The following is a 24,157-nucleotide window of genomic DNA, read 5'->3' on the forward strand; positions in this document are numbered from 1 at the left end:
ACAGAAAAGGGCGACTTTCGTCGCCCTTTGTCAGTTCACTTTATCTGCAACGAATTATTTGTTGGCGATATGAGTGATCAGATCCAGAACTTTATTTGAGTAGCCAGTTTCGTTATCGTACCAAGAAACCAGTTTCACAAAGTTGTCGTTCAGGGCGATACCAGCTTTAGCATCGAATACAGAAGTCAGTTTTTCGCCGTTAAAATCGGTAGAAACTACTTCGTCTTCAGTGTAGCCCAGAATGCCTTTCAGTTCGTTCTCTGAAGCGCGTTTCAGCTCAGCACAAATTTCTTTGTAAGTGGCTGGTTTTTCCAGACGTGCAGTCAGGTCAACAACGGAAACGTTCGGAGTCGGTACGCGGAAAGCCATACCGGTCAGTTTGCCGTTCAGCGCTGGAATAACTTTACCGACTGCTTTAGCAGCACCAGTAGAAGATGGGATGATGTTCTGGGATGCGCCGCGGCCGCCGCGCCAGTCTTTGTGAGACGGGCCATCAACAGTTTTCTGAGTAGCGGTAGTTGCATGTACAGTGGTCATCAGTGCTTCAACGATGCCGAACTTGTCGTTGATAACTTTAGCCAGTGGAGCCAGGCAGTTAGTGGTGCACGATGCGTTAGAAACGATCTTCTGACCAGCATATTCATTATGGTTAACGCCCATAACAAACATAGGGGTGTCATCTTTAGATGGACCCGTCAGAACCACTTTCTTGGCGCCAGCTTCGATGTGCTTGTTGGCAGTTTCTTCGGTCAGGAAGATACCGGTCGCTTCCGCTACAACGTCAACGTTCACTTCATTCCATTTCAGGTTAGCTGGGTCACGCTCAGCGGTAACGCGGATGGTTTTGCCGTTAACAACCAGATGACCGTCTTTCACTTCAACGGTGCCTTCGAAACGACCGTGAGTTGAGTCATATTTCAGCATGTATGCCATGTAGTCAGCGTCTAACAGATCGTTGATTGCAACGATTTCGATGTCAGAGCGTTCTTGCGCAGCACGGAAAACGATGCGACCGATACGGCCAAAACCGTTGATACCTACTTTGATAGTCATATATTCCACCAGCTATTTTTCAGTGAATAAAAGGTTGGTTGTAAAATTACAAAAACCTTGGTGAGCGTCAAGCGGAATCGTGTCAATTATTGCTGTAAGTCAAAGGGTGCCCCTACAATTGTTCGCTTATTGAACGTTCCGTTTCTAAATCAGCTGTTACGCATATTGGGGCGTAATGCCGATGTTTAAACGCCCCTAGAATCAAATGTGTGATCGCAATCACACATAGTCTTGTCTCAGCACCAATGGCATAGAGTTTAAGCCAAAACGGGCTGACTCGTTGTTACTTTTTTGTTATAATTGACTGTTATTTTAGTTGATTTTTTTATCTCGAAGAGAACGGCAACTATGGCCAACGAAATCAAAGATACCCCACAAAATCCACAACTTACTGATATACAACGCTATGTGACTCAGGAGCGCGGTACCGAAAGGCCGTACACTGGAAAACTGCTGCACAATACGCGCGACGGTATTTACCATTGTCTGTGCTGTAATGCGCCGTTGTTTTACTCTGATACGAAATTCGATGCCGGATGCGGCTGGCCAAGCTTTTATCAGCCCGTCACGCATGACGCCATCAAGTATCTTACCGACAACACGCACGGCATGGAGCGCGTAGAGATCCGTTGCTCAAATTGCGATGCACATTTGGGGCACGTCTTCCCAGACGGCCCAGAGCCAACTGGTGACCGATACTGTGTAAATTCCGCCTCAATGAGCTTTATTGACGGCGAAAATGGTGACAAAACGGCTGGCTAATGGCTGCTTTTGCGCTGCACACTGTTGTCTTAAAATGCAGAGCAAAACGGCATTAATAAAGTCACAAAATCGATTCAGCCAGTTATTCAAGGCGTGTGAATAATTGGCTGAATAATTCCGCTGAGCGAGGAGTTTGAAATGGAAATCCATGAACTGGTCGATGTCATGACGCCTGAAATTTACCAACGCCTTGCGCTTGCAGTAGAGTTAGGTAAATGGCCCGACGGGGTAAGGCTCACCGAGCTGCAAAAAGAGCACAGCCTGCAGGTAGTGATGCTTTATCAGGCACGTCACAACGTTGATGCTCAGCATATGACGGTGGGGACCAACGGGCAGATCGTGACAAAAAGTAAGCAGGAATTGAAGCAGCAGTTTCAGGACGTAATTAGACTTAAACCGCAGTAAGCCGTAAACCGACGGTCTCAGTCTGTATTCACGACTTTCGGGTTTAGACGCCGCGTTTTGAACCCGAAACGCTATGTCCCGCATTCGCCTCAAGCCGCCAGATGTCTATCCAGCCAATAAGCGCCAACGCCGCCATAAACACAAACGCCAGCTTAAAACTTATTCCCGGTCCCGACTGCCACGCTCCCTAGTGAGCGACCTGTTCACCAAAACGAATACCCAGCGCCCCAAGGATCGAAGCCAAATCCAACCTGCAGCATCAGCGGCAGCAGGAAAGGCACAGCCCCAGCTTGGCAAGTAGGCCAAGCGGAACGTTTATCAGGAAAATCCAGTGCCAAGAAGCGTACTGAGTGATAAAACCGCCCAGCGGCGGCCCAGCCACAAAGCGGAATAAACACCGCCAAAACGCCGCAGCTACCAGCAGGGCAAGTGCAGAGATGCCTGCCGATGCCGGTTTAGTCTCATGCATCATCACCCATCCAGCAAAAGTCAGCGGCCGGTCAGATATTCGGTATAACAATTTTAAAAGTTATCATACATCTTTGTTGGGGGCACGTTGGGTATATTGACCGCCGATCGCGACATAAAGCTGTACGGCGTTTATTTTGCTGTCGAGTACGTTTTGTAGCAGATTAAGACTGGCCTGTCGGCGGGCGCGTTGTGCATCAATCCACGGCTGAATATCGGTGCTGCCGTGCTGCCAGCGTGCACGCGTTAGCCGTTCAGCCTCCTGCGCCAGTGTCAGGGATTCACGCAAATATTGCCCCTGTTCGATGAGCTGCTGGCGTGCCGAAAGCGCATCTTCCGTCTCCATTAACGCCTGCATCAACGTTTTCCTGAAATTAACGGCCTCGGCCTCATAAATAACGTGCGCACTTTGACGCGTGATGCGCGCAGTGTTGAATTGAATAAAAGGCAACACCAGCGTGGCGGCGAGCGAACCTACCGGATTAGCCAGATAATGTTTCAACGTTGGGCTGGCTGTGCCATAGCCTGCTGTAAGCGTTAACGAGGGATAAAAGCTCAATGCTGTGGCGTCTGAGTTTGCCAGACTGCTGCGAACGCGCAGCTCTGCCGCGTGAACGTCAGCGCGTCTAGCCAACAGGTCTGCAGGAATCCCAACGGCGGGCGTAGGCAGGGGTGTGTCTTGCAGAGAGTCAAGTTCATGCTGTTGTGTTTGTGGCAGGTCTCCCATCAGTATAGAAAATGTACGGCGTGACTCAAACAGACGCTGTTGATTGGCTGACAGCACGACCCGCAGGTCGGCCACAGAACGCTGGGCAAACGTCAGGTCTCCTTGCGAAGTGGCGCCCGACTGATAACGTATTTGCGCCAATTGCAGTGTATTTCGCGCATCTTCCAGGTCTGCACGAGTGTTAGCCTGCAGACGATTCAGGTAGCCCAACTGCCAGCGCGCAATCGCTACTGAGGCGCAAAGGGCTAAACGGGCAGAAAGCCAGTCACTCTCACTGGCCTGTGCGTCCAAATTGGCGGCGTCACGCTGTGCCAGCTCTGCACCCCAAATATCCAGCGGATAATTGAGCGAAACGTTCATACCCGCTGAACGTGACATCCAAGGTGAAACCCCGTTAACCTCGGTCATTGAGCGCGACACCCCAGCGCTAAATGCCACCGCCGTTGAGGGCCAGCGCGTAAGGCCGGTCAGACTGGCCTTCAGCTGCGCCAGCTTCATCCGCAAGGCACTTAACTTGAGGTCATCATTTTGCCGCAAAGCCTGCTTCAATAGTGCGGGCAGCGCAGGGTCGCCGAGTGAAGCCCAAAAGTTATCGTTGTCGCGGGTGGCAGACGTGGACTGGGGGGCCGAAAGCCAATGTGCGGGCAGTCTCGGCGTGGGTGGGGGGGCGCTGCGCAGTGCGCTACAGCCGCTGAGTGCCAGTGTTAATCCGCTAATAACGGCCCAGTGTAAACAGAAATACCTCATTCGCGAGCCAACGCCTCTGCGGGGTCGAGGCGCGCGGCCTTCCACGCCGGTAGCCATCCCGATAACACGCCTACCAGCACCGCGCAGCCGACCGCTGTAAAGATGGCACCGGATGAAAATACCAGTTTCCAGGACTGTATAAACAGCGAAAGCAGGGTACCCATCGTCAATGAAACGGCGACACCGACGGTCGCCCCGGCCAGACACAGCAGCACCGCCTCAGTTAAAAATTGCCGCTGAATATCCTGCTGGCGAGCCCCAACGGCCATGCGTACCCCCGTTTCACGGGTGCGCTCGCTTACTGATACCAGCATAATATTCATCACCCCAATGCCGCCAACCAGTAGCGAAATCAGTGCGATGATGGAGAGAAAAAGCGTCAGGGCGAAGCTGGTTTTCTCGACTGAGCTGACGAAGGCCGCACTGTCCTGCATGAAAAAGTCCTGTCGACCGTGCAGGCGAGTCAACAGTTTTTGTATTGACTGCTTGGCCGCATCGCTGGAGACATGATCGTCGAGGGAAACGGCCAGTGAGTTGAACCAGTCCTGCCCCAGCAGGCGACTGTTGGCGGTGCTCCACGGCAGCCACAGATTTAGCGCAGTTCCTGCGTAGGCGGAGGTGCTGCGCATAACGCCCACAACCTTGCAGGGCAGCGTGCCGACTAAAATAATTTGACCCAATGGGTGAGTTCCGCTTGGGAAAAGCTTTCTTTGAAGATTTTCATCAATGACCACGACCGATGACTGTCTGCTCACATCAAGGGAAATCAGGCTGCGCCCGATGACTGGCAGCAGATTATTGGTTTTCATGAACTCGGCACTGACGCCATTAACATTGGCGCTGGTGTCTGTTCGTCGCCAGCGAATGGGTAACGTGCTGCTAACTTTTGGCGCGACGGCCGTTATCCAGCGCTGCTGTGACAGCAATGTTAGGTCTCGCCTACCTAAGGCGCGCAGGCTAGAAGAGGGGTCATCACCAAATCCTTTGCCGGGATACAGTGTTATGACGTTTGCCCCCAGCGTAGATAAGGTGTTCAGCACGTATTGTTTTGCCCCTTCACCTGCGGCATTAAGAGACACCACCGAGACAATGCCGATGACAATACCAAGCAACGTGAGGCCAGAGCGCATTCTGTGTGCCAGTAGCGTAAGACTGGCGCTCCACAGCAAATCATAAGCAGCTTCCCAGCGAGAGCGCCATGAGCGTTGTGTCGGCAAGTTTGCTTTAACGAAAGGCAGAGAGGGGGATGAAGGCTGCTCACGGTCAGGCGGCGCGTGCGGCGCGTCAGAGACGATTTTTCCGTCCGACAGGGTGATAATACGATCGGCATAATCAGCAACCTGCGGGTCATGGGTGATAATAATCACCGTGTGTCCTTGCCGGTGCAGATGTTGTAATAACTGCATCACCTCACGACCGTGGCGACTGTCCAGTGCACCGGTTGGTTCATCGGCTAAAATAATCTCGCCGCCGTTGACCAGCGCCCGCGCGATACCGACTCGCTGCTGTTGGCCACCGGAAAGTCGCGCCACGTTTCGCGCTTCAAACTCGGCTAACCCCAGTTGGGCGAGAAGTTGACGGGCTTTGTTCTGGCGCTGCATTCGCGTTTGATGGGCATAGCGAGCGGGGACTTCAACGTTTTCCAACACGGTCAGTGCAGGAATAAGATGGTAGCGCTGAAAAATAAAGCCAAATCGCTGTCGACGCAAAAGAGCGCGGTCATCGCTGGACAGCCGCTGAACGTTTTGCCCCTCTACCTGATAGACGCCGCTGGTGGGGGTATCCAAACATCCTATGACGTTCATCAGCGTTGATTTTCCCGAGCCTGAAGGCCCCACGATCGCCACCATTTCACCGGCCTTAATGCTCAGAGAAATGTTATGCAACACGGTAATTTCCTCTGCGCCCGTTGAAAAGCGGCGGCAGATATTGTGCAAATAAAGCAGCGTCTGCTGCGAAGGGGGCGAGGACTGTGTCGTTATCATGAAGGACTCACGCAGTCACCGACCAGTTGCAATGTTTCTCCGTCACGTAGTCCTGATTTGACTTCAATTTGTGAGCCGTTATCAATGCCGGTAGTAATTTTTCGTAGCGTAACCTTGCCGTCGGCTGTGACCACGGTGACTTGATAATCATTTTCCGCCAGAGGCAACCCCAAGGCCGTGACGGGAATGGAGAGCGCATTTTCAACACGACTGAGCACTACGCTCACCTGCGCCGTCATCTCTGGCCGCAGTCTACCCTGCGTGTTAGCAACGTCGAATAATGCGCTGAAGAAAATAGCATTATTAATTTTCTCCGCTGCGGGTTCGAGGGCTTTTATTCGGCTGCAAAAAGATTTTTCTGTGCCCCCCAGTGTAGTAAAACAGGCCATCAAACCCTTGTGGATGCGGTCGATATCGGCTTCGGGAATTTGTGCGCGCACCGTCATCGTACTGAGGTCGGCAATTTGCAAAATGACCGGTATTTCGTAAGAGGCGACAATGGTTTGTCCCTGCTGTGTGTTGACCGAGACCACCGTACCGCTGACCGGTGCAATAATTTGCGTGTAGCCCAGGTTGGTTTTCGCGGTATCGACGCGAATCTTTTGTTGATGGATTTGAGAGTCCATCGAGATTAGCTGCGCTTGCTGCACCTGTAAATCGGCCTGCGCAGCTTCCAAATCCTGACGTGAAGCGGCATTTTGCGCCACCATATCTCGCTGGCGCTGCAGCATCAGGCGCGATCTCTTCACTAACGCCTGATTAGCCTCTTTCTGTGCCAATAGGCTGTTAAGCATCACTTCGGCGTCCTGTAACGCATTTTGAGAAAGTGCAGGATCGATTTCACCCAATAGTTGACCTTTATCAACAAAATCACCCGGCGCAACGTTTAAACGGGTTAGCTGCCCCGAAGCTTGAGATCCGACGTCAACCTGCCTGACGGGTTGAAGAACGCCGCTGGCCAATACTGTCTCTTCCAGTGTCTGTCGGGTTACCGAGGTAGTAGGTAGGGGGAGGCGTTTCACGGGTCTTAATAAAGTGAACCCCAAAGCCAGTAACCCCAGTAATATCAAAAAAAACACCGCGCCTGCCCTGCTGTTCATTAATTTTAGTTTGGGTGGTATTTTAAAAGTGCGCATTTTAAATGCTTGCTAAATAATGAAGGGGGAGTATGAGGCTATAGCTGTTGTTTGTTATTTTCATTCGGCCATTGATCTCCTTTATATTTGAACCCTCCCACAGACAGGAGGGTTCAAAAAATTATTACTGCAGACGCTTCACCATTAATTCAACGATTAAGGCAGGCATTTAATCATTTGTTCAACGGTTGCGCCAGGCAGCATGCCTAAAACTTGCTGCTTTAATGCCTCAATTTGAGCCGGTGTCAGCCCTTGCAGACCGGTGGCTGGCAGTATGGAGTTCACTACGATACATACGGCGGCGTCAGGCACCGGAATGGGCAAACCAGGCAGCAAGTCTGCGTGGGCAGTCGAACTCATACCAACGGCCCCAAGTAAAACAAATGCAGCTCCAAGCGATTTAAATTTGTTCATAATAATTTCCCTTATTCCTTAAGGTAAATAACATTGCGGAGATAACGGTTGCAAATATTTGCGAAACGTTTCTTAGCGTCAAAGTAAAATGGTAATTAACTTTGACGAAATGAAAGTTAGTTCAGGCGCGGAGTTTTGTATATGCTTTTTTATTTATATTTGGAATGTACGGTGATTTTAAGAAATAGTGCAGTGAGTTTATGATTTATTAATTGGTGACAATGATGACTTTTAGTTTAATTATATTTTATAATTATTATTAAGGTCATAATTCCTTCCTTGCCCTTAAGATAGGGGCTAAGGAAGGAAATCATCTTGTCGATTAAAGAGGGTCGTACTCGCCGGTGCCTTCTGGCCACGGTGTTAACAGATCATAACCGGTTTCAGTCACCGCAATAGTATGCTCCCACTGGGCCGAGAGCGAGCGGTCTTTGGTCACAACAGTCCAGCCGTCAGACAGCACGCTGGTGGCCGCTTTACCGGCGTTGATCATCGGTTCGATGGTAAAAATCATCCCCGCTTCCAGCACTAAACCTTCGCCAGGGCGACCATAGTGCAACACCTGTGGATCGGTATGATACTCCTCACCTACGCCGTGACCGCAGTACTCCCTTACCACCGAAAAGCCATTGCTTTCAGCAACCTGCTGAATAGCCGCGCCCACGTCGCCAAGTGTCGCACCCGGGCGTACCGTTTTAATGCCGGCAACCATCGACTGATACGTGACCTCGACCAAGCGCTGACCGCGAATCGTCGGTTTGCCTACGTAATACATACGGCTGGTGTCACCGTACCAGCCGTCTTGAATAATGGCCACGTCGATGTTGACGATGTCACCGTCTTTGAGTTTTTTATCCGCAGGAATGCCGTGGCAGACCACGTGGTTAACCGAGGTACATGAGGTTTTGGTGTAACCGTGATAACCAATATTGGCCGGGATCACTTTCAGTTCATTGACGATAAAGTCGTGACACAGTTGGTCAATCTCGTCAGTAGTCGCGCCGACTTTCACGTAAGGCTTGATAAACTCGAGCACTTTGGCTGCGGTATTTCCCGCGATGCGGGCCTTCTCGATTTCCTGCTGGGTATGGATTTTTACTGAGCTCATATTTATTCGACTTCTTTTAGTGAGGAACAGGGCGCGACTTACTCAAAGTGGCCCAATTCATTGAATTTTTGTCATTAATGGCTGCGTGGAGCCTTCATTTTCATATCGTGAAGTGCAGGGTGCCAACCAGCTCAGACAAGTTCTGCACTTTGGCACCCGCCCGCTGCATCTCGTCAATTGCCCGCTTGCTGTCACCGGGTTCAAGGTTTACGCCTCGACAGCCGTCGCCAAGCAGTGTGACCTGATAGCCCAGTGCCAACGCATCAAGCACGCTAAATTTGACGCAGTAGTCTGTGGCGAGCCCCATAACAATCACATGCTCAATCTGCGCCTGCTGCAGCCAGTCGTGGAGCAGGGTGGCCGCGCGCCTGCCATTGTCGTAAAAGGCACTGTAACTGTCGATAGCGCTGTCTTGCCCTTTATAAACAATATAATCGAGGGCCGCCGTGTTGAGGTCGGGATGAAAATCGGCGCCGTGCTGACCCTGCACACAGTGTACTGGCCACCATACTTGGGGCAACCCGTCGAGCTCGCCCAACGTCCAGGCTTCGGCCTGGGAATTTACAGCGAAACTGCGATGGTTGGCTGGATGCCAATCCTGTGAGGCGACCACGGTAATATTGGCATGGCGGCAGGCTGCAATGGCCAGATTGGCAATGTTTATTGTCTCATCAGCTTCTGCCACCGCCAGCGCGCCGCTTTGGCAAAAGTCATTTTGTAGGTCGATCAACAACAGCGCAGATTTCATTGAGTGTCCTTAAACGGTTAATTCACCACGCAGGTCTTGCTGCATCAGATCACGTGTCTCACTGGCAGAAAGCGACTGACTCAGCAGGTAGTGTAGCTTGGTCAGCGTGGCCTCAACGGTCATATCAAAGCCGCTAATAACGCCCGCATGTGCCAGGGCATTGCCGGTGGCGTAACCGCCCATATTCACTTTGCCGGAAATGCACTGAGTCAGGTTTACCACCACGATACCGCGCTCGGAGGCCTCTTTCAGCTCTTTGAGCAGGTCGCCTTTCTGTGGGGCATTACCCACGCCATAAGACCGCAAAATAAGCGCTTTTACCGGCTGTTGCAGAAAGTTACGCACGACTTCGGCGGAAATCCCTGGATAAATGGTCACTACGCCAATGGGTTGAGGGGTGATGTTGTGCACACGCAGCTGGCCGGTGGGTGCAGGAATTGACGGCGTAGACAGTCGACGAATGTGAATACCAGCCTCAAGCAGGGGTGACATATTCGGCGAGGCAAAAGCGTCAAAGCCGTCGGCGTGCGCCTTGGTGCTGCGATTGCCGCGATAAAGACGATTGTTGAAGAACAAGGTCACTTCATTAACCGGATGGTTGGCCGCGATATACAGTGAATTCAGCAGGTTAATCTGACCGTCTGAGCGCAGAGCTTCCAAAGGTATTTGTGACCCTGTCACGATTACGGGCTTGCCAAGGTTTTCAAGCATAAACGACAGCGCGGAGGCGGTGAACGCCATCGTGTCGGTGCCGTGCAGAATAACAAAACCATCGTACTGGTCGTAATGTGCCTGTATGTCGTCGGCGATGTGCTGCCAGTCTTCCGGGGTCATATCCGAAGAGTCCATCAGCGGTGAATACTCCTGAATGTGAAAATCAGGCATTTCGGGACGATGGAACTCTGGCATCAGGGCTAACTGGCGCTGGAGATGGCCGGATACAGGAATATAGCCCTGTTCTGAACGTTGCATGCCGATGGTACCGCCGGTGTAGGCAACGTAAATCGATTTTTTAGTCATTAGCACAATTCTTTTTTTTAATCAGCCAGACAGGCCAGGTGGGGGGATTATAAAGGCAGAGTGCTTGAATAAAAAGAATGTCCTTTTTTTCTTGCGAGTGTAAGCCGCACCAAGTGCTCAATGGTTGATTCCCGCACTGTGATCATCGCAAGAATTTTCTCCTCACCCCAGATGATTGTCTGCAACGTTGGTCGTCTCCTCTTATATGCCGGTGTAACAAAATAATTCAAAGTATAGGCAAATGTATCAAGGCGGTTCGTGACAAAGCTTTTATGCGGACGCTTAACCCAGTGATGGGGCGCGGGAATCTGAATTTCCAATTTGGAAAAATAAATCCAGGCATGTAAAAGGACGTTAAATAATGAAATTTTCAAAAAGTATTTTGTCACTTGCGGTAGCAATGACGCTACCTGCAGCGCTATTAATGCCTACTACGGCACAGGCTCATGGCTATATTTCTACGCCGACTGCGCGAAATGTGATGTGTCATAAGGAAATGAATCATGAGACCACGCCAGGATGCGTGGCATGGAAGAATGCCGGCAACGTGGGTTTGACTGAGCTCGGGGGTCATACCAACCGGGGCGGCAGAAATTACATGAATGAAATTCAAGACGGCGCGGTGTGCTCATCAAACTATAGAGGCATCAACATTGGTCTCGCGAAGGGCGACTGGCCTATCTCTCCCCTGAAAGTAAATGCTGACGGTAGCGTCGACCTTTCCTATAAATATACCGCCGTTCACGGTACCGACCATATCGCATTCTACATTACTAAATCTGAGTATAACCCGGCGAACCCGTTGAAATGGAGCGACCTGGAATTGTTGGGCCGCAGAGACGGTGATGCGAATAGCCAAGTTAATCCCAACCCCAACGCGCCAGACAGTAATAATGAGACTCACTTTAACTTTAAATTACCTTCACAACAGGCGGGCCGACATGTCATTTTCGCCGCCTGGCCTGTCTCTAAAAATCACGGTACCAATGAAGTATTTACCACCTGTGCTGACGTAGAAATTACCAATAATGGCGTATCAACGCCGGGTTGGGAAAGAGTGGGTGACGGGATTAAGGCCGATGAGAATATTAAAGCAGGCACCACCGTGCGCTTCCGCCTGTTTGATTCAATGAAAGCCGGATCAGTCGCGTTTGAAACCGAGTTCACCGCCTCAAACAATTTGGCTAAAAAAGACTGGTTATTTAAGTTGGCAAAACAAATTAATGCAGAAACCCATTTAGCCAAAGTCGGCACCTTGAAAAATAACGAAGTTACCCTCGGCGCCGCTGCCGCCTATTACGACGTTTATACCAAAAGTAGCCATAAATACAGCAGCGCGGTTTATCTTGAGGCTGCCGAAGATGACGATCAACCCGTCAAGCCGCCGGTCAACCAAAATCAGGCCTTTTTAGATGGTCTAAACTTCACCGTTACTCCAACGGTGAATCCTAATCAGGTTACGTTTAAAGGCGTCACGGTGTCTAATACGCAAGCCACGGGCAATGTGTCTTATGTTTGGACGCTGCCTAACAATGCTCAAATAACGGGCGAGGGCAAAGATAGTCAAAGCTTTGTGATAGAAAGAATTAAAAAAGAGCAAAATCTGCAGGTTAGCGTCAAGGTTAACGCTGGCAAGCTCTCTAAAACGCTAAAACAGTCGATTGTTGTTCCTGCAAAAGCGGACAATGATCAGGGTAATGAAACGCAATACCCGCAGTATGTTGCAGGCCAAAAGTATGCGCCTGGCGATAAAGTGTCTGCCAACGGCAGCAACTATCAGTGTAAAGCCGTACCACACGGTTGGTGGTGTGCTCAGGCAGCATACAACCCGGCCGGAAGCTACGGCAGCGATGCATGGAATAAAATCTAGCGTTCTACAGGTTATCTGTATAAGAAAATAACCTGCAAAAAAAATGGCCCCGCGAAGGGGCCATTTTTTATGCTAAAGGCATGACAAGTAATGAAGGTTTTTTTACTTCACCTCACCGCAAGTGAGACACATCGCATAGCGATTTTGCGGGTCGTTCAGGTTATCAAACAAATCGGCCTGCGCGCTCATTTTCAGCGCCACGTCGGCAACCGGCGCAGGCAGATAAGCCTGTGCCACGGCAGGCAACATCGCGTGCACCGACGCATTCATTTGCGAAAACAGCATGTCGCTGATGCTCGGTTGGTCAACGTACCAGTTCAACTGCCAAGTGGGCAGTTTCGCCAGCTCGGCGGCCTTTTTAACCGCGTCATCAAAGTCGCCCAGCTGATCTACCAGCCCGTTAGCCTTGGCATCTGTTCCGATCCACACGTGGCCCTGAGCGATTTGGTCAATCTGCTCTGGGGTTTTATTACGCGCCTTGGCAACCAGGCCGAGGAAGGTTTTATAGCCATTCTCGATGTTCATCTGCATCATCTGCGAGAACTCCGGTGGCAGAGCCTTGGTCACCGCAATATCGGCCAGCGGCGAGGTTGCCACGCCGTCGGTGTGCACGCCAAACTGGCCCAGCGTATCCTGATAGGTGTTGATCACCCCAAAGATACCGATTGAACCGGTGAGCGTGCTAGGGCTGGCGATAATGTAGTTGGCTGGCGTTGAAATCCAGTAACCGCCCGACGCCGCCATGCCGCCCATTGAAACGACAACGGGTTTACCCGCGGCTCGGGCCGCGGCCAGTTCTGAGCGGATAACTTCGGAGGCGCTGACGCTGCCGCCCGGGCTGTTCACACGAAAAACAATCGCCTTAACTTTAGGGTCGAGGCGCGCCTGACGAATCTGCTCAGCGGTAGTGTCACCGCCCACATCGCCCGGCTGGCCTTCACCGTCAATGATGGCACCGTTGGCAAAGATAACCGCGATTTGCGCCGCGTTGTCGTCCTGCTTAATTTTCGGCGAATAGTCTTCAATGGTGGTGTAGTTGAAGTCTTTCTTCTGCTTGTTGAATCCGAATGCTTTAATCATCGCCTCGTCGGCATCACCGCGTGAGGCCAGTTCGTCAACCAGTTTGTTTTTCAGCGCGTATTGAGCCGTGTCTCCGCCCACTTCCTGCAGACCACTCAGCATACCTGCAGCACCAGGGAATAACTGTTCAGGCGTCAACTGACGGTTGGCAGAAACAGTATTGAGATAGTTGTTCCACAGGCCAGTGACCCAACGAGTATCGGCATCTCGTGCAGCCGGAGACATATCGTCGCGCATCATCGGTTCAACCGCTGATTTATAGGTGCCCACGCGGAAGATATTGGTGGTCACTTTCAGCTTGTCGAGCAACGTTTTGTAGTACAGCGTGTTGGTCGCAAAGCCGTGCAGGTCGACGGTACCCATCGGAGAAAGATAGATTTTGTTGGCAAAGCTGGCCAGATAGTACTGCGTCTGGTTATAGCTGTCGCCGACTGCATAGATGGGTTTGCCAGAGTCGCGAAACTCGCGCAGGGCCTTACCAATGTAGTGCAGCGAAGCCTGATCGGTGCCGGTAAAGTCGGTGAGAGACAGCACCAGGCCGGTGATATTACTGTCATCTTTGGCGGCACGAATCGTATCGACCACGTCAAACAGCGAGGTTTCCTGCAGGCGATTGCTTGAGGTGCCCAACAGTTCACGTCCCAGTTGGCGAACCTTGTTATTCACCGTGGGTTTATCGACCACACTTCCGCTCAAGTCAACCAGCAGTGCGCCTTTGCTTGGCGTTTCGACGGGTTTTGACTGCAACTGGAAATAAATTCCCACGCCGACCAAAATGATCAGCACCAGGAAAAGATTAAGAATAAATTCTCTTACAAAATTAAGCAGACGCCATGTCCACCTAAAAAAACCGGCGATGATTCGCCACAGTATGCGCATGTTCTCTCCATTAAGAGCGACTAGTGCTGCTATCCTAATGACCTGCCGGATAAAAGTCAGCTTTAAATCATTTCATAATTTGGCAGAGAGGTGGGGGCTGATAGCCAGGGTCAGGCGGGTTATGTTAACGTTAAGCGAATACAACTCATTATCAGGAGAGATTTATGGACGCTCTGGACCTGCTTTTAAACCGCCGTTCCGCCTCACGCCTTGCCGCTCCCGCGCCTTCTGGCGACGTTCTGCAAAACATCATCAACGCCGGTATGCGTGCGCCTGACCACGGGGCACTTCAACCGTGGCGCTTTGTGATTGTGGAAAATGATGGCCTGACTCGTTTTAGCAACTTGCTGAGAAGTGCGGCAGAGAAAGACGGCATGGACGAGAAGGCGATTGAGAAAGCCACTCAGGCACCGATGCGCGCCCCGCAAATCATCACCATTATCGCTGACGTAAAAGAGAGCGCCAAAGTGCCAGAGTGGGAACAGGTTGTTTCCGCAGGCTGCGCTGTTCAGGCGATGCAGATGGCCGCCTTGGCTCAGGGTTTTAACGGCATCTGGCGTACCGGTGCCTGGACTGAGCACGCCGCCGTGCGCAAAGCGTTTGGCTGCGAAGAGAAAGACCACATCGTTGGCTTCCTCTACCTCGGGACTCCGCAGTTGAAATCCAGCACCCAGGTGATCCCGGCCGACAGCGCCGCTTTTGTCAGTTATTTCTAAAATCTACACGTAAAACAGCCCCATCCTAACCTTCCCCTGCTGAAAAAAGAGCGGGGGAAGGAACTCAGGCAACGTCTCGTCACTCTTTGACTGAACGCCGTGTTTTTAGCTCCCCTCGACATTGGGTGAGGGTTAGGCTGGGGCAGCCGACGCCCGGCCCAAAATGCACTGCTCAGCCGTGTAAACATTAAGCTATTATTCCCTGATTTATCCGATAATTCCTTTTTTAGCCGTTTTTGTGAGCGAACGTCCCGCCCAAGTCATAATCCTGACTTATCAATTGTTGGCGCAGCGGCTAACATAGGGAGAACTAAAGGACGAGTTGTCACCCTCTGCCAGTGAGCCATGCCTGATGCGACTATTTATTGCCGAAAAACCCAGCCTTGCCAGAGCAATCGCTGATGTATTGCCCAAACCCCATCGACGGGGTGACGGATATATTGCCTGCGGCAGTCAGGACGTGGTCACCTGGTGCGTCGGACACTTGCTGGAGCAGGCGCAGCCGGATGCCTACAACAGCCGCTTTGCACGCTGGGCGCTTGAAGATCTGCCGATTATCCCGGATAAATGGCAGCTTCAGCCGCGCGCTTCCGTCGCTAAACAGCTGAATGTTATTAAGAGGCTGTTGCTCGAGGCCAGTGAAGTGGTTCACGCCGGTGACCCTGATCGCGAGGGGCAACTGTTGGTGGATGAAGTTCTCGATTATCTCGAACTGGTGCCCGAAAAGCGTCAGCAGGTGCAACGCTGTCTGGTAAATGACCTCAATCCGCAGGCGGTTGAGCGCGCGGTTTCCAGAATGCGCGACAACAAAGAATTTATTCCGCTGTGCGTTTCCGCGCTGGCCCGTTCGCGCGCTGACTGGCTGTATGGCATCAATATGACCCGCGCTTATACCATTCTCGGGCGCAATGCCGGTTATAACGGCGTGCTGTCGGTCGGGCGAGTACAAACGCCGGTGCTCGGGCTGGTGGTGCGCCGCGATGAAGAGATTGAAAACTTTGTGCCCAGAGACTTCTTTGAGGTCAAGGCACACATTGTTACCCCCGCCGACGAGCGTTTTGTGGCTATCTGGCAGCCTAGCGAATCCTGTGAACCCTTTCAGGACGAAGAAGGGCGACTCCTTCATCGCCCGCTTGCCGACCATGTGGTAGCGCGTATCGGCGGCCAGCCGGCTATCGTTAGTGGTTATAATGACAAGCGCGAATCCGAAGTCTCACCGCTGCCGTTTTCGCTGTCTACGCTGCAAATCGAAGGGGCTAAAGCTTTTAACCTGAGTGCACAGAAGATCCTTGATATCTGCCAGCGGCTGTATGAAACGCATAAACTGATTACTTACCCACGTTCCGACAGCCGCTATTTGCCGGAGGAGCATTTTGCCGGGCGTCATTCGGTGTTAAACGCCATTAGCGTTCATCAGCCGGACCTGATGCCGCAGCCTGCGCTGGATACTGACAAGCGTAACCGCTGCTGGGACGATAAAAAAGTGGATGCGCACCACGCGATTATTCCCACCGCGCGCAGCAGTCGCGTTAACCTGACTGAAGATGAAAGCAAAATTTATGGCATGATTGCCCGCCAGTATCTGATGCAGTTTTGCGCCGATGCAGTATTTCGCAAGTGCGTGATTGACCTGGATATCGCCGGTGGCAAGTTCGTTGCCAAGGCGCGTTTTCTGGCCGAGGCCGGGTGGCGTACGCTGCTTGGCAGCAAAGAGCGCGATGAAGAGAACGAAGGTACGCCGCTGCCGGTGGTTGCCAAGGGTGATGAGCTGTTGTGCGAACGGGGTGAAGTGGTGGAGCGGCAAACTCAGCCGCCTAGACCGTTTACCGACGCCACGCTGCTGTCGGCGATGACCGGGATTGCGCGTTTTGTACAAGACAAGGCGCTCAAAAAGATCCTGCGTGCCACCGATGGACTCGGCACCGAAGCGACCCGCGCAGGCATTATCGAGCTGCTGTTCCGCCGTGAGTTCTTGTACAAGAAAGGGCGCTATATTCACTCCAGCGATACCGGCAGGGCGCTCATTCACTCCTTGCCGGACATTGCCGCCAGACCGGATATGACCGCCGATTGGGAATCAACCTTGACGCGCATCAGCGAGAAGAACTGCCGCTATCAGGATTTTATGCAGCCACTGGTCAGCACGTTGCAAGACTTGATTGTTCAGGCCAAGCAAAATCGCGTATCACCGGCGTTTCGCACTATTCCTTCCAAGCCGAATTCATTCAAAGCGAAGGCTAGCTCATCTAAATCAAAAACAGGTGACGCACCGAAGCGCAAACGTGCTGCCCCTAAATCAGACCAGGCCGCTGAGTAATGTCCGCAATATACGCGTTGAGCAGGGGAATATCCGCCGGAGCCAGCGGAAAGGAAAACGCTTCGAGAGGCGTAACCCAGCGCACTTCGCTGTGACAACGTAACGCAATATTGCCGCTGAAACCGCTGACTCGCCACGCGTGCAGCTCAATCAGGCGTTCGCCCTGCTGCCAGGTATTGCTGGCAACCCATTTTTCCACTTGAGCATGAATGTTAAGTTCTTCACTCAGCTCTCTGAACAATGCTTCCCGCTGTGTTTCACCGACTTCAACTTTTCCACCGGGAAACTCCCACATGCCGGCCAAATCGCTTTGGCCGTCGCGGCAGGCCAGAAGAATGTGGCCGTCGCGCTCTATAATGGCGGCGACCACCTCTACCGGTTTCAACGGTTTCACTTCAGGTCAAACTCGGCCCAAACGGGTGCGTGGTCCGAAGGTTTTTCCATCGCACGCGTCTCGTAGTCAATGCCGGTCGCTATGCAGCGTGCCGCTAACGGCTGGCTAGCCAGCACCAGGTCGATACGCAGGCCGCGGTTGTCGTCAAAGCCTTTTGAACGATAGTCAAACCACGAGAAGCGGTCGTTAACCTCAGGATTCGCCGAGCGGAAGGTGTCAACTAAACCCCAGCCCTTAAGGCGCTCCATCCACTCTCGCTCTTCCGGCAGGAACGAGCATTTGCCGGTGCGCAACCAGCGTTTACGGCTGTCTTCGCCGATGCCGATATCCAGGTCAGTTGGGCTGATATTCACATCGCCCATCACCACGACCGGGTTTTCAACCGCCATTTGCTGCTGTAAATAGTCCTGCAAATCCTGGTAAAAACGCTGTTTGGCCGGGAATTTAGTCGGATGGTCGCGGCTTTCTCCCTGCGGGAAGTAGCCGTTGATCACCGTTAGCAGACCGTGCGGAGTTTGAATGTCGGCCATGATAATGCGGCGCTGCGCATCTTCTTCATCGCCAGGAAATCCGCGACGCACCGCCACAGGAGCTTCTTTGGTCAGCAGTGCCACGCCGTAGTGGCCTTTCTGGCCGTGATAAAAGACGTGATAGCCATGCTGGCTGACCTCTTCAAGCGGGAACATGTCGTCATGGACTTTTGTTTCCTGCAGGCCGATGACGTCTGGCTGATGTTGTTCGATGATGGCGGCAAGCTGATGAGGGCGAGCGCGCAATCCGTTGATATTAAAAGAGACGAACTTCATAGTCGGGAACCATTTGGCATTGAAATCAGGCGATGATGTTAGCAGAGTTTTTTGTCAAATGTAACGCGCCTTGGCGGCGTAAGTTGCCGCATTCAGAGGCGGGCGGCGCAAGAAATACTCAGCGTGGGTGATGATTTCGACAGGGCGCTAATTTTCTGTCAACATTTTGTGACAGTCTCTTTTTACAGTGCCCACGACAGGGTATTATAAGCCTATGAATTTTTGCGTTTCCTGAAAAAGGTCTACACTGATGCGCCTTGAAGTATTTTGCGAAGACCGTCTGGGTCTTGCCAGAGAGTTGCTCGATTTATTAGTGCTGCGCAGTATTGATCTGCATGGGATAGAAATCGCCTCAATCGGGCGTATTTACCTCAACTTCTCGCAGCTTGATTTTGATACCTTCCGCGCGCTGATGGCAGAAATTCGCCGCATTGAAGGCGTGACCGACGTCAGAACCGTGCCTTTCATGCCTTCCGAACGTGAACACCGCGCCTTGCGTGCGTTGCTGGTCTCAATGCCTGAGCCGGTATTTTCCATCGACATGAAAGGCAAGATTGAGCAGGCCAACCCCGCAGCGCAGGCCCTTTTTGAGCTTGACGATGCGAGGATCCGCAATCACACCGCCGCCAGTCTAATCAACGGCTACAACTTCACCCGTTGGCTTGAAATGGACAGCACCCGTCCGCACACCGAGCGTGTGGTGATCCACGGGCAAGATTTTTTGATGGACCTCACGCCGATTCAGCTCGACGATGAAAACGAATCGAATGAAGTGGTGGGTGCCGTGGTGATGCTTAAATCTGCCGCACGTATGGGCCGCCAACTGCAAGATTTGACCATCAATGACGAGCGTGAATTTGACCATATTGTGGCCGTCAGCCCAAAAATGCGTCAAGTCCTTGAGCAGGCTAAAAAGTTGGCAATGCTTGATGCCCCGCTGTTGATCGTTGGTGATACTGGCACCGGTAAAGATTTGTTGGCACGCGCCTGTCACCTGCGCAGTGCGCGCGGCAAAAATGCGTTCCTCGGACTTAATTGCGCCTCACTGCCTGACGACGTGGTCGAGAGTGAGCTATTTGGCTACGCGCCGGGCGCGTATCCTAATGCCGTTGAAGGTAAAAAAGGCTTCTTTGAGCAGGCTAACGGCGGCTCGGTGCTGCTTGATGAAATTGGCGAAATGTCGCCAAGAATGCAGATAAAGCTGCTGCGTTTTCTCAACGACGGCACCTTCCGCCGCGTAGGTGAGGAGCATGAGGTGCGTGTTGACGTCCGAGTTATCTGTGCGACGCAGAAAAATCTGGTTGAGCTGGTGCAGCGCGGCGATTTCCGCGAAGATCTCTATTATCGTCTCAACGTGCTGACCGTGACGCTGCCCCCGCTGCGCGATCGTCCTACTGACATTATGCCGCTGACCGAGCTGTTTGTAGCGCGCTTTGCCGATGAGCAGGGCATGGCGCGACCAAAACTCAACGCCCAACTGAGCAGTTATTTAACCCACTACGGCTGGCCGGGCAATGTGCGTCAGTTGAAAAACGCCGTTTATCGCGCCCTGACTCAGCTCGAAGGCAACGAGCTTCGCCCGCAGGACATCGCGTTGCCTGATTTTGACGTCGAAGTTACGCTGGGTGAAGAGGCGTTAAACGGCTCGCTTGACGATATCAGCAAGCGCTTTGAGCGTTCCGTGCTGACCCGCCTGTATCGCACTTATCCGAGCACGCGAAAATTGGCTAAGCGTTTAGGCGTTTCGCACACTGCAATTGCCAACAAACTGCGTGAATATGGCTTAAGCAGTCGCAGGCCAGAAGGTGACGGCGAAGAATAAATCGCCCTCGTTGGCCTAAAAAATCCCGCTATCCGGCGGGATTTTTTGTTTCTATTCCTGATGCAAAGACTGCATCACGCGCGCGTGTTCGTTGGCCTCAAGGCAGACAAACTCCGGTAGCAGATTGGCCGCGGCCTGCTTCAAGGCTTCAATTAATGCCAGCACTATGGGACGCGGCGGTTTTGACAGCGGCGTAGTGACGCCAAAGTAATACGGAATATCGACATCAAGCTCCCTCAGTACGACTCCCAACAGCGGCAGCCCATAGGCGGTGACCGGTTCAAGAATGGCAACGCCTAATCCTGCGCGAATGCAAGCCAAGATATTTACTGAAGAGTTGGTTTCAATAATCCCCGCCGGTTTAACATTGGCCCTGCGCAATACCTGCTCATACCGCCTGCGCAGGCGGTATGGATTGTAGGGTGTAATCAGTTTGCGGGCGGCTAAATCGCCGAGCGAAATCTGACTTTTTTGCGCCAACGGATCGTCTTCTTTCAGCGCCAATACGCAGCGTGACTGACCAATCCAATGCACCTGAACCCCCTGATGTTCAAGGGGCAGGCTGCTAATGCCTAACTCGGCCTGGGCGGTAATAATGGCGTGCGCCGTTTGCTCGGCCGAGTCGCTCAGAATTTGCACCGCATCGTCCAGGCTTATTTTTGCCAGCGCCATGGGAAGTAAACCTGAAGCCATAGACGGCGTCGCGGCAACCAGCAGCGGCGTTTTTTCTTCTTTCCAGATTTCATTGGCCCGCCGTCTTATCTGCTGCAGTGAAATCAACGCTGTCTCAACGTATTCGTGCAGGCGCAATGCCTGCTCGGTCGGATGAATACGCGGCCCGTTGCGCAAAAAAAGCGGGTAGCCGATTGCATTTTCCAAATCCTGAATCAGCCGAGTGACGGCAGGCTGCGAGCGCTGCAGAACTTTGGCTGCCGCCGTCACGCTGCCCGACGAGATAACCGCAGAGAAAGCCTCTAACTGTCGAAGATCCAGATCGTTAAGGGAAGTCATTTTCGGCATCCGTAAGTCCTTAATTTTTCATTAGCGGCAATTTTAATTGCATTTTTAGAATAAGCTAATTATTAATTAGTATTAAGAATTCGCATACACAATGAATCATAATGCGTTTTTCATATAATTGAATATAAGTATTTAATATACGTTAGCTGATAAACAGAGGTATTAATTATGTCCGCACGGGTTGATAACGAAACCGGATTGGATGCGCTCGAAAAACGACTGGCTGAAGACCTGTCTTTGCTGGAACTGCCTGCGAAACCGTGGGTTCCAGCGCGCATGCATGACGGCGCACCCGTGCGCGACGTGGTTGTCATCGGTGCTGGTATGTGTGGACTCGCCGCCACCGCCAAGTTGGTACTGTCTGGCATCAATAACGTGGTTGCCTACGATGCCGCTCCGGCAGGACTTGAAGGACCGTGGGCTACTTTTGCCCGCATGGAAACGCTTCGCTCGCCAAAAAGCCTGCACGGTCCGGCACTCGGCCTGCCGCAGCTCACTTTTCGCGCCTGGTTCACGGCGCAGTGGGGAAGTGATGTCTGGGCGTCGCTGGACAAAATCCCAAAAAATCAGTGGATGGATTATCTGATTTGGTACCGCCGGGTTCTGGCGCTGCCGGTACAAAATGGCGTACGTATGACCGCTATCGCACCCGCCGGTGATCTGATTGCACTGGACCTTGGAGGCGCGCAGACAGGGCGGGTTTATACGCGACACCTGGTGCTGGCCACCGGTCGTTCTGGACTCGGCGGTTTTGCGGTTCCTGATTTCCTCAAGGGCGTTGACAGCGGCTATTGGGCACACTCTGCCGATGATATTGATTTTACCGCCCTCAAAGGCAAACGTTTGGCCGTTATCGGGGCGGGCGCCTCGTCAATGGACAATGCCGCCACCGCGCTTGAGTCCGGCGCAGAATCGGTAGATTTGCTTATCCGCCGTAAAGAGATGCCGCGCATCAACAAAATGACCGGCATTGGCAGTCAGGGCGTGGTGCACGGCATGCATCAGTTGCCCGATGCGTGGAAGTGGAAGTTTGTTGACTATACCGCGATGACCCAAACGCCACCGCCGCGCAGTTCGACTCTGCGCGTGTCTCACCATGCCAATGCCCGCTTCCTGCTTGACTGCGGCATAAAGTCGGTAAAAGAAGACGCCGGAGAACTGCTGATTGACACCACGCAGGGGCGGCTGCGCTATGACTTCCTGATTGCTGCCACCGGTTTCTCCAACGACTTCAGTGGCCGTCCGGAGTTTGCCGCTTTGGCTCCACATATTCGCAGTTGGGCGGATGGCCGCTATACGCCGCAGATGGGGACGCCGCGCGCCAATCTTTTGGAATCGCCCGACCTTGGGCCGGCGTTTGAATTTCGCGAACGGGTGCCCGGCACCTGCCCGATGCTGGCGCAGATTCACTGCTTTAACGATGCGGCAATGCTCACCCATGGCAAGGTCTCAGGCGATATTCCGGCGGTCAGCGCCGGGGCTGAGCGTTTGGTGCGCGGTATAACTGCCGCGCTGTTTGCCCGTGATGTTGACACCCATTTTGCCAATTTGGTCGCCTATGACATTCCTGAACTGCAGGGCGACGAATGGACTGATTCTACTCCCTTACTCAAGAAGGATACCGCATTGTGATCGATGCAATAGATAAGGCCGCCGGTCTTTCTCCCGATGATGCGCTGTTCGAAACGCGGCGCTTTCGCCCTGAATTTGTTCAGGGTGCCGAGCTTTGCCGCCTCTCGGTGCTGCAACCGGCAAACACTCAGGCACTGGGGCACGATTTTCGCCTCGCGGTGGCTTTGCGCATCGCATCATTAAACAGCGACACGTCGCTGATTGATGATTATTCAACCCAGCTGGACGCACTGGATGCCGATGCCGCAACGTTGGCCTTTGCCAAGGGTGAGGTAAATCTTGAACAGCCGTTGGCCGCCATCGCCCGTCACGTTGATTTAGTGACGCTGACGCCGAGTGAGGCACAGGCTGGCGATATCAGGCTGCTTGAACTGGCTGGACTTGATAGCGGGCAAATCGTCGCGCTTTCCGAGCTGATTGCCTTTGTTAATTTTCAAGCCAAAGTCGCCAGCGGATTGCGCCTGATGAGGTTGCTATGATCCCCTCCGTAAGCCTGAAACCACTGACCTGGCATCCTTATCTCGCCCCGGTTGAGGTTGCCGATGCCACGCCTGAGCAGCTTGAAGCGATGAAGGTGACGCCGTCTAACAAAAAGATATCGGAGTATGTGCGCACGCTGGCACATGATCCCGAGAGCTACGTTGCCCGCACGGTGCTGTTTAACGCCATTATGTACGTCGAAGGGGGCCTGGCCCACGCCGACCGCGAACTCGGCGCGCTGGGGGCTTCAATCGTCAATGGCTGCAAGTTTTGTGCCGTGGTTCACGCCCGTCGCCATGCCAATCTGACTAAAAGTAACGACGTGGTCAGTGCGCTATATTTTGAGCAACCCGAACTGCTCGGCCCCCGCGATTCGGCAGTGTATCGCTTTGCGCGTCGACTTTCAGCGGTGCCGTCGCAGGCAACGGTAGAGGATACCGCTGCTCTGAGAGCCGTAGGATTGAACGATGCTGAAATTATTGACCTGATCCACGCCGTGTCGATTTTTGGCTGGGCCAATCGCCTGATGCACGTTCTCGGCCACGCCGACAGCGGGAAATAACCTTGA

21 protein-coding genes and 1 pseudogene are annotated in these 24,157 nt (G+C 52.7%); 9 read left to right on the forward strand and 13 right to left on the reverse strand.

The genetic code is table 11. The annotated features are described in order from the left end of the window. Positions 1–54: 54 nt before the first annotated feature. A complete protein-coding gene (gene gapA / locus GA565_RS11510) occupies positions 55–1,053 on the reverse strand; it encodes a glyceraldehyde-3-phosphate dehydrogenase (protein WP_055771397.1) in 999 nt (332 codons plus the stop codon). Positions 1,054–1,401: 348 nt separating this feature from the next. On the opposite strand from gapA, the gene msrB reads away from it, so the two are divergent. Further along, a complete protein-coding gene (msrB, locus tag GA565_RS11515; RefSeq protein ID WP_055771400.1) occupies positions 1,402–1,815 on the forward strand; it encodes a peptide-methionine (R)-S-oxide reductase MsrB in 414 nt (137 codons plus the stop codon). Positions 1,816–1,953: 138 nt separating this feature from the next. Then, complete coding sequence (locus GA565_RS11520; RefSeq protein WP_055771403.1) at positions 1,954–2,220, forward strand: YeaC family protein; 267 nt, start codon at positions 1,954–1,956, stop codon at positions 2,218–2,220. A gap of 292 nt (positions 2,221–2,512) precedes the next feature. Here the strand turns inward: GA565_RS11520 and GA565_RS24955 are convergent. The 8 genes and pseudogenes from GA565_RS24955 to ansA all read right to left on the reverse strand — a co-directional run. Continuing rightward, positions 2,513–2,599: pseudogene (locus tag GA565_RS24955) on the reverse strand (hypothetical protein); the annotation flags it as partial. Between the two features lie 153 nt (positions 2,600–2,752). After that, complete coding sequence (locus GA565_RS11530) at positions 2,753–4,162, reverse strand: efflux transporter outer membrane subunit (protein ID WP_152198562.1); 1,410 nt, start codon at positions 4,160–4,162, stop codon at positions 2,753–2,755. Beyond that, positions 4,159–6,147 (reverse strand): MacB family efflux pump subunit, encoded by a 1,989-nt coding sequence (locus tag GA565_RS11535; RefSeq protein ID WP_152198563.1) that lies wholly within the window; start codon positions 6,145–6,147, stop codon positions 4,159–4,161. The genes GA565_RS11530 and GA565_RS11535 overlap by 4 nt, the downstream gene beginning before the upstream one ends. After that, the gene (locus GA565_RS11540) at positions 6,144–7,169 is read right to left on the reverse strand and encodes an efflux RND transporter periplasmic adaptor subunit (RefSeq protein ID WP_226950953.1); all 1,026 of its coding nucleotides are present in this window, start codon (positions 7,167–7,169) and stop codon (positions 6,144–6,146) included. Before GA565_RS11540 ends, GA565_RS11535 begins: the two co-directional genes overlap by 4 nt. Before the next feature lie 270 nt (positions 7,170–7,439). Beyond that, the gene (locus GA565_RS11545; protein ID WP_152198565.1) at positions 7,440–7,697 is read right to left on the reverse strand and encodes a hypothetical protein; all 258 of its coding nucleotides are present in this window, start codon (positions 7,695–7,697) and stop codon (positions 7,440–7,442) included. A 322-nt stretch (positions 7,698–8,019) separates the two neighbouring features. Beyond that, complete coding sequence (gene map / locus GA565_RS11550; RefSeq protein WP_152198566.1) at positions 8,020–8,805, reverse strand: type I methionyl aminopeptidase; 786 nt, start codon at positions 8,803–8,805, stop codon at positions 8,020–8,022. Positions 8,806–8,905: 100 nt separating this feature from the next. Continuing rightward, complete coding sequence (gene pncA / locus GA565_RS11555) at positions 8,906–9,553, reverse strand: bifunctional nicotinamidase/pyrazinamidase (RefSeq protein WP_152198567.1); 648 nt, start codon at positions 9,551–9,553, stop codon at positions 8,906–8,908. Positions 9,554–9,562: 9 nt separating this feature from the next. Beyond that, positions 9,563–10,573, reverse strand: coding sequence for an asparaginase (gene ansA / locus GA565_RS11560; RefSeq protein ID WP_152198568.1), 1,011 nt, complete (start codon positions 10,571–10,573; stop codon positions 9,563–9,565). A 361-nt stretch (positions 10,574–10,934) separates the two neighbouring features. On the opposite strand from ansA, the gene GA565_RS11565 reads away from it, so the two are divergent. After that, positions 10,935–12,443: a lytic polysaccharide monooxygenase gene (locus tag GA565_RS11565; protein ID WP_152198569.1), complete on the forward strand. Its 1,509-nt coding sequence runs from the start codon at positions 10,935–10,937 to the stop codon at positions 12,441–12,443. A 102-nt stretch (positions 12,444–12,545) separates the two neighbouring features. Here GA565_RS11565 and sppA read toward each other — a convergent pair whose 3' ends face one another. Further along, the gene (gene sppA / locus GA565_RS11570) at positions 12,546–14,402 is read right to left on the reverse strand and encodes a signal peptide peptidase SppA (protein ID WP_152198570.1); all 1,857 of its coding nucleotides are present in this window, start codon (positions 14,400–14,402) and stop codon (positions 12,546–12,548) included. Between the two features lie 164 nt (positions 14,403–14,566). Here sppA and GA565_RS11575 point away from each other — a divergent pair, with 164 nt between their 5' ends. Together GA565_RS11575 and GA565_RS11580 are read left to right on the forward strand one after the other, a co-directional pair. Next, entirely contained in the window at positions 14,567–15,118 is a 552-nt protein-coding gene (locus GA565_RS11575; RefSeq protein ID WP_152198571.1) for an NAD(P)H nitroreductase, read from the forward strand. A 352-nt stretch (positions 15,119–15,470) separates the two neighbouring features. Beyond that, on the forward strand, positions 15,471–17,435 hold the full coding sequence (locus GA565_RS11580; protein ID WP_193311901.1) for a DNA topoisomerase III: 1,965 nt from the start codon (positions 15,471–15,473) through the stop codon (positions 17,433–17,435). Here GA565_RS11580 and GA565_RS11585 read toward each other — a convergent pair. Both GA565_RS11585 and xthA read right to left on the reverse strand, forming a co-directional pair. Further along, entirely contained in the window at positions 17,410–17,820 is a 411-nt protein-coding gene (locus GA565_RS11585) for a pyrimidine (deoxy)nucleoside triphosphate diphosphatase (protein ID WP_152201454.1), read from the reverse strand. The genes GA565_RS11580 and GA565_RS11585 overlap by 26 nt on opposite strands. 5 nt (positions 17,821–17,825) lie before the next feature. Then, positions 17,826–18,635 carry an exodeoxyribonuclease III gene (gene xthA / locus GA565_RS11590; RefSeq protein ID WP_152198572.1) on the reverse strand — a complete coding sequence of 270 codons (810 nt, stop codon included), beginning with the start codon at positions 18,633–18,635 and terminating at the stop codon, positions 17,826–17,828. A gap of 250 nt (positions 18,636–18,885) precedes the next feature. Between xthA and tyrR the strand changes: the two genes are divergently transcribed. Next, entirely contained in the window at positions 18,886–20,457 is a 1,572-nt protein-coding gene (gene tyrR / locus GA565_RS11595; RefSeq protein WP_152198573.1) for a transcriptional regulator TyrR, read from the forward strand. Positions 20,458–20,508: 51 nt separating this feature from the next. Here tyrR and GA565_RS11600 read toward each other — a convergent pair whose 3' ends face one another. Beyond that, on the reverse strand, positions 20,509–21,468 hold the full coding sequence (locus GA565_RS11600; protein WP_152201456.1) for a LysR family transcriptional regulator: 960 nt from the start codon (positions 21,466–21,468) through the stop codon (positions 20,509–20,511). Positions 21,469–21,645: 177 nt separating this feature from the next. Here GA565_RS11600 and GA565_RS11605 point away from each other — a divergent pair, with 177 nt between their 5' ends. From GA565_RS11605 to GA565_RS11615, 3 genes are read left to right on the forward strand one after another with little or no spacing between them, the layout of a single operon-like run. Beyond that, complete coding sequence (locus tag GA565_RS11605) at positions 21,646–23,109, forward strand: NAD(P)-binding domain-containing protein (RefSeq protein WP_152198574.1); 1,464 nt, start codon at positions 21,646–21,648, stop codon at positions 23,107–23,109. Further along, positions 23,106–23,588, forward strand: a complete 483-nt coding sequence (locus GA565_RS11610; RefSeq protein WP_152198575.1) for a CMD domain-containing protein — start codon at positions 23,106–23,108, stop codon at positions 23,586–23,588. The genes GA565_RS11605 and GA565_RS11610 overlap by 4 nt, the downstream gene beginning before the upstream one ends. Continuing rightward, entirely contained in the window at positions 23,585–24,151 is a 567-nt protein-coding gene (locus GA565_RS11615; protein WP_152198576.1) for a peroxidase-related enzyme, read from the forward strand. The genes GA565_RS11610 and GA565_RS11615 overlap by 4 nt, the downstream gene beginning before the upstream one ends. The last annotated feature ends 6 nt before the right edge of the window (positions 24,152–24,157 follow it).

This window comes from Rouxiella sp. S1S-2 (assembly GCF_009208105.1).
Taxonomy (GTDB): domain Bacteria; phylum Pseudomonadota; class Gammaproteobacteria; order Enterobacterales; family Enterobacteriaceae; genus Rouxiella.

Excerpts from the sequence above, each read along its gene's own strand:
- gapA (WP_055771397.1), bottom strand. The coding sequence starts at position 1,053 with ATGACTATCAAAGTAGGTATCAACGGTTTTGGCCGTATCGGTCGCATC.
- msrB (WP_055771400.1), top strand. The coding sequence starts at position 1,402 with ATGGCCAACGAAATCAAAGATACCCCACAAAATCCACAACTTACTGAT.
- GA565_RS11520 (WP_055771403.1), top strand. The coding sequence starts at position 1,954 with ATGGAAATCCATGAACTGGTCGATGTCATGACGCCTGAAATTTACCAA.
- GA565_RS11530 (WP_152198562.1), bottom strand. The coding sequence starts at position 4,162 with ATGAGGTATTTCTGTTTACACTGGGCCGTTATTAGCGGATTAACACTG.
- GA565_RS11535 (WP_152198563.1), bottom strand. The coding sequence starts at position 6,147 with ATGATAACGACACAGTCCTCGCCCCCTTCGCAGCAGACGCTGCTTTAT.
- GA565_RS11545 (WP_152198565.1), bottom strand. The coding sequence starts at position 7,697 with ATGAACAAATTTAAATCGCTTGGAGCTGCATTTGTTTTACTTGGGGCC.
- map (WP_152198566.1), bottom strand. The coding sequence starts at position 8,805 with ATGAGCTCAGTAAAAATCCATACCCAGCAGGAAATCGAGAAGGCCCGC.
- pncA (WP_152198567.1), bottom strand. The coding sequence starts at position 9,553 with ATGAAATCTGCGCTGTTGTTGATCGACCTACAAAATGACTTTTGCCAA.
- ansA (WP_152198568.1), bottom strand. The coding sequence starts at position 10,573 with ATGACTAAAAAATCGATTTACGTTGCCTACACCGGCGGTACCATCGGC.
- GA565_RS11565 (WP_152198569.1), top strand. The coding sequence starts at position 10,935 with ATGAAATTTTCAAAAAGTATTTTGTCACTTGCGGTAGCAATGACGCTA.
- sppA (WP_152198570.1), bottom strand. The coding sequence starts at position 14,402 with ATGCGCATACTGTGGCGAATCATCGCCGGTTTTTTTAGGTGGACATGG.
- GA565_RS11575 (WP_152198571.1), top strand. The coding sequence starts at position 14,567 with ATGGACGCTCTGGACCTGCTTTTAAACCGCCGTTCCGCCTCACGCCTT.
- GA565_RS11580 (WP_193311901.1), top strand. The coding sequence starts at position 15,471 with ATGCGACTATTTATTGCCGAAAAACCCAGCCTTGCCAGAGCAATCGCT.
- xthA (WP_152198572.1), bottom strand. The coding sequence starts at position 18,635 with ATGAAGTTCGTCTCTTTTAATATCAACGGATTGCGCGCTCGCCCTCAT.
- tyrR (WP_152198573.1), top strand. The coding sequence starts at position 18,886 with ATGCGCCTTGAAGTATTTTGCGAAGACCGTCTGGGTCTTGCCAGAGAG.
- GA565_RS11600 (WP_152201456.1), bottom strand. The coding sequence starts at position 21,468 with ATGACTTCCCTTAACGATCTGGATCTTCGACAGTTAGAGGCTTTCTCT.
- GA565_RS11605 (WP_152198574.1), top strand. The coding sequence starts at position 21,646 with ATGTCCGCACGGGTTGATAACGAAACCGGATTGGATGCGCTCGAAAAA.
- GA565_RS11615 (WP_152198576.1), top strand. The coding sequence starts at position 23,585 with ATGATCCCCTCCGTAAGCCTGAAACCACTGACCTGGCATCCTTATCTC.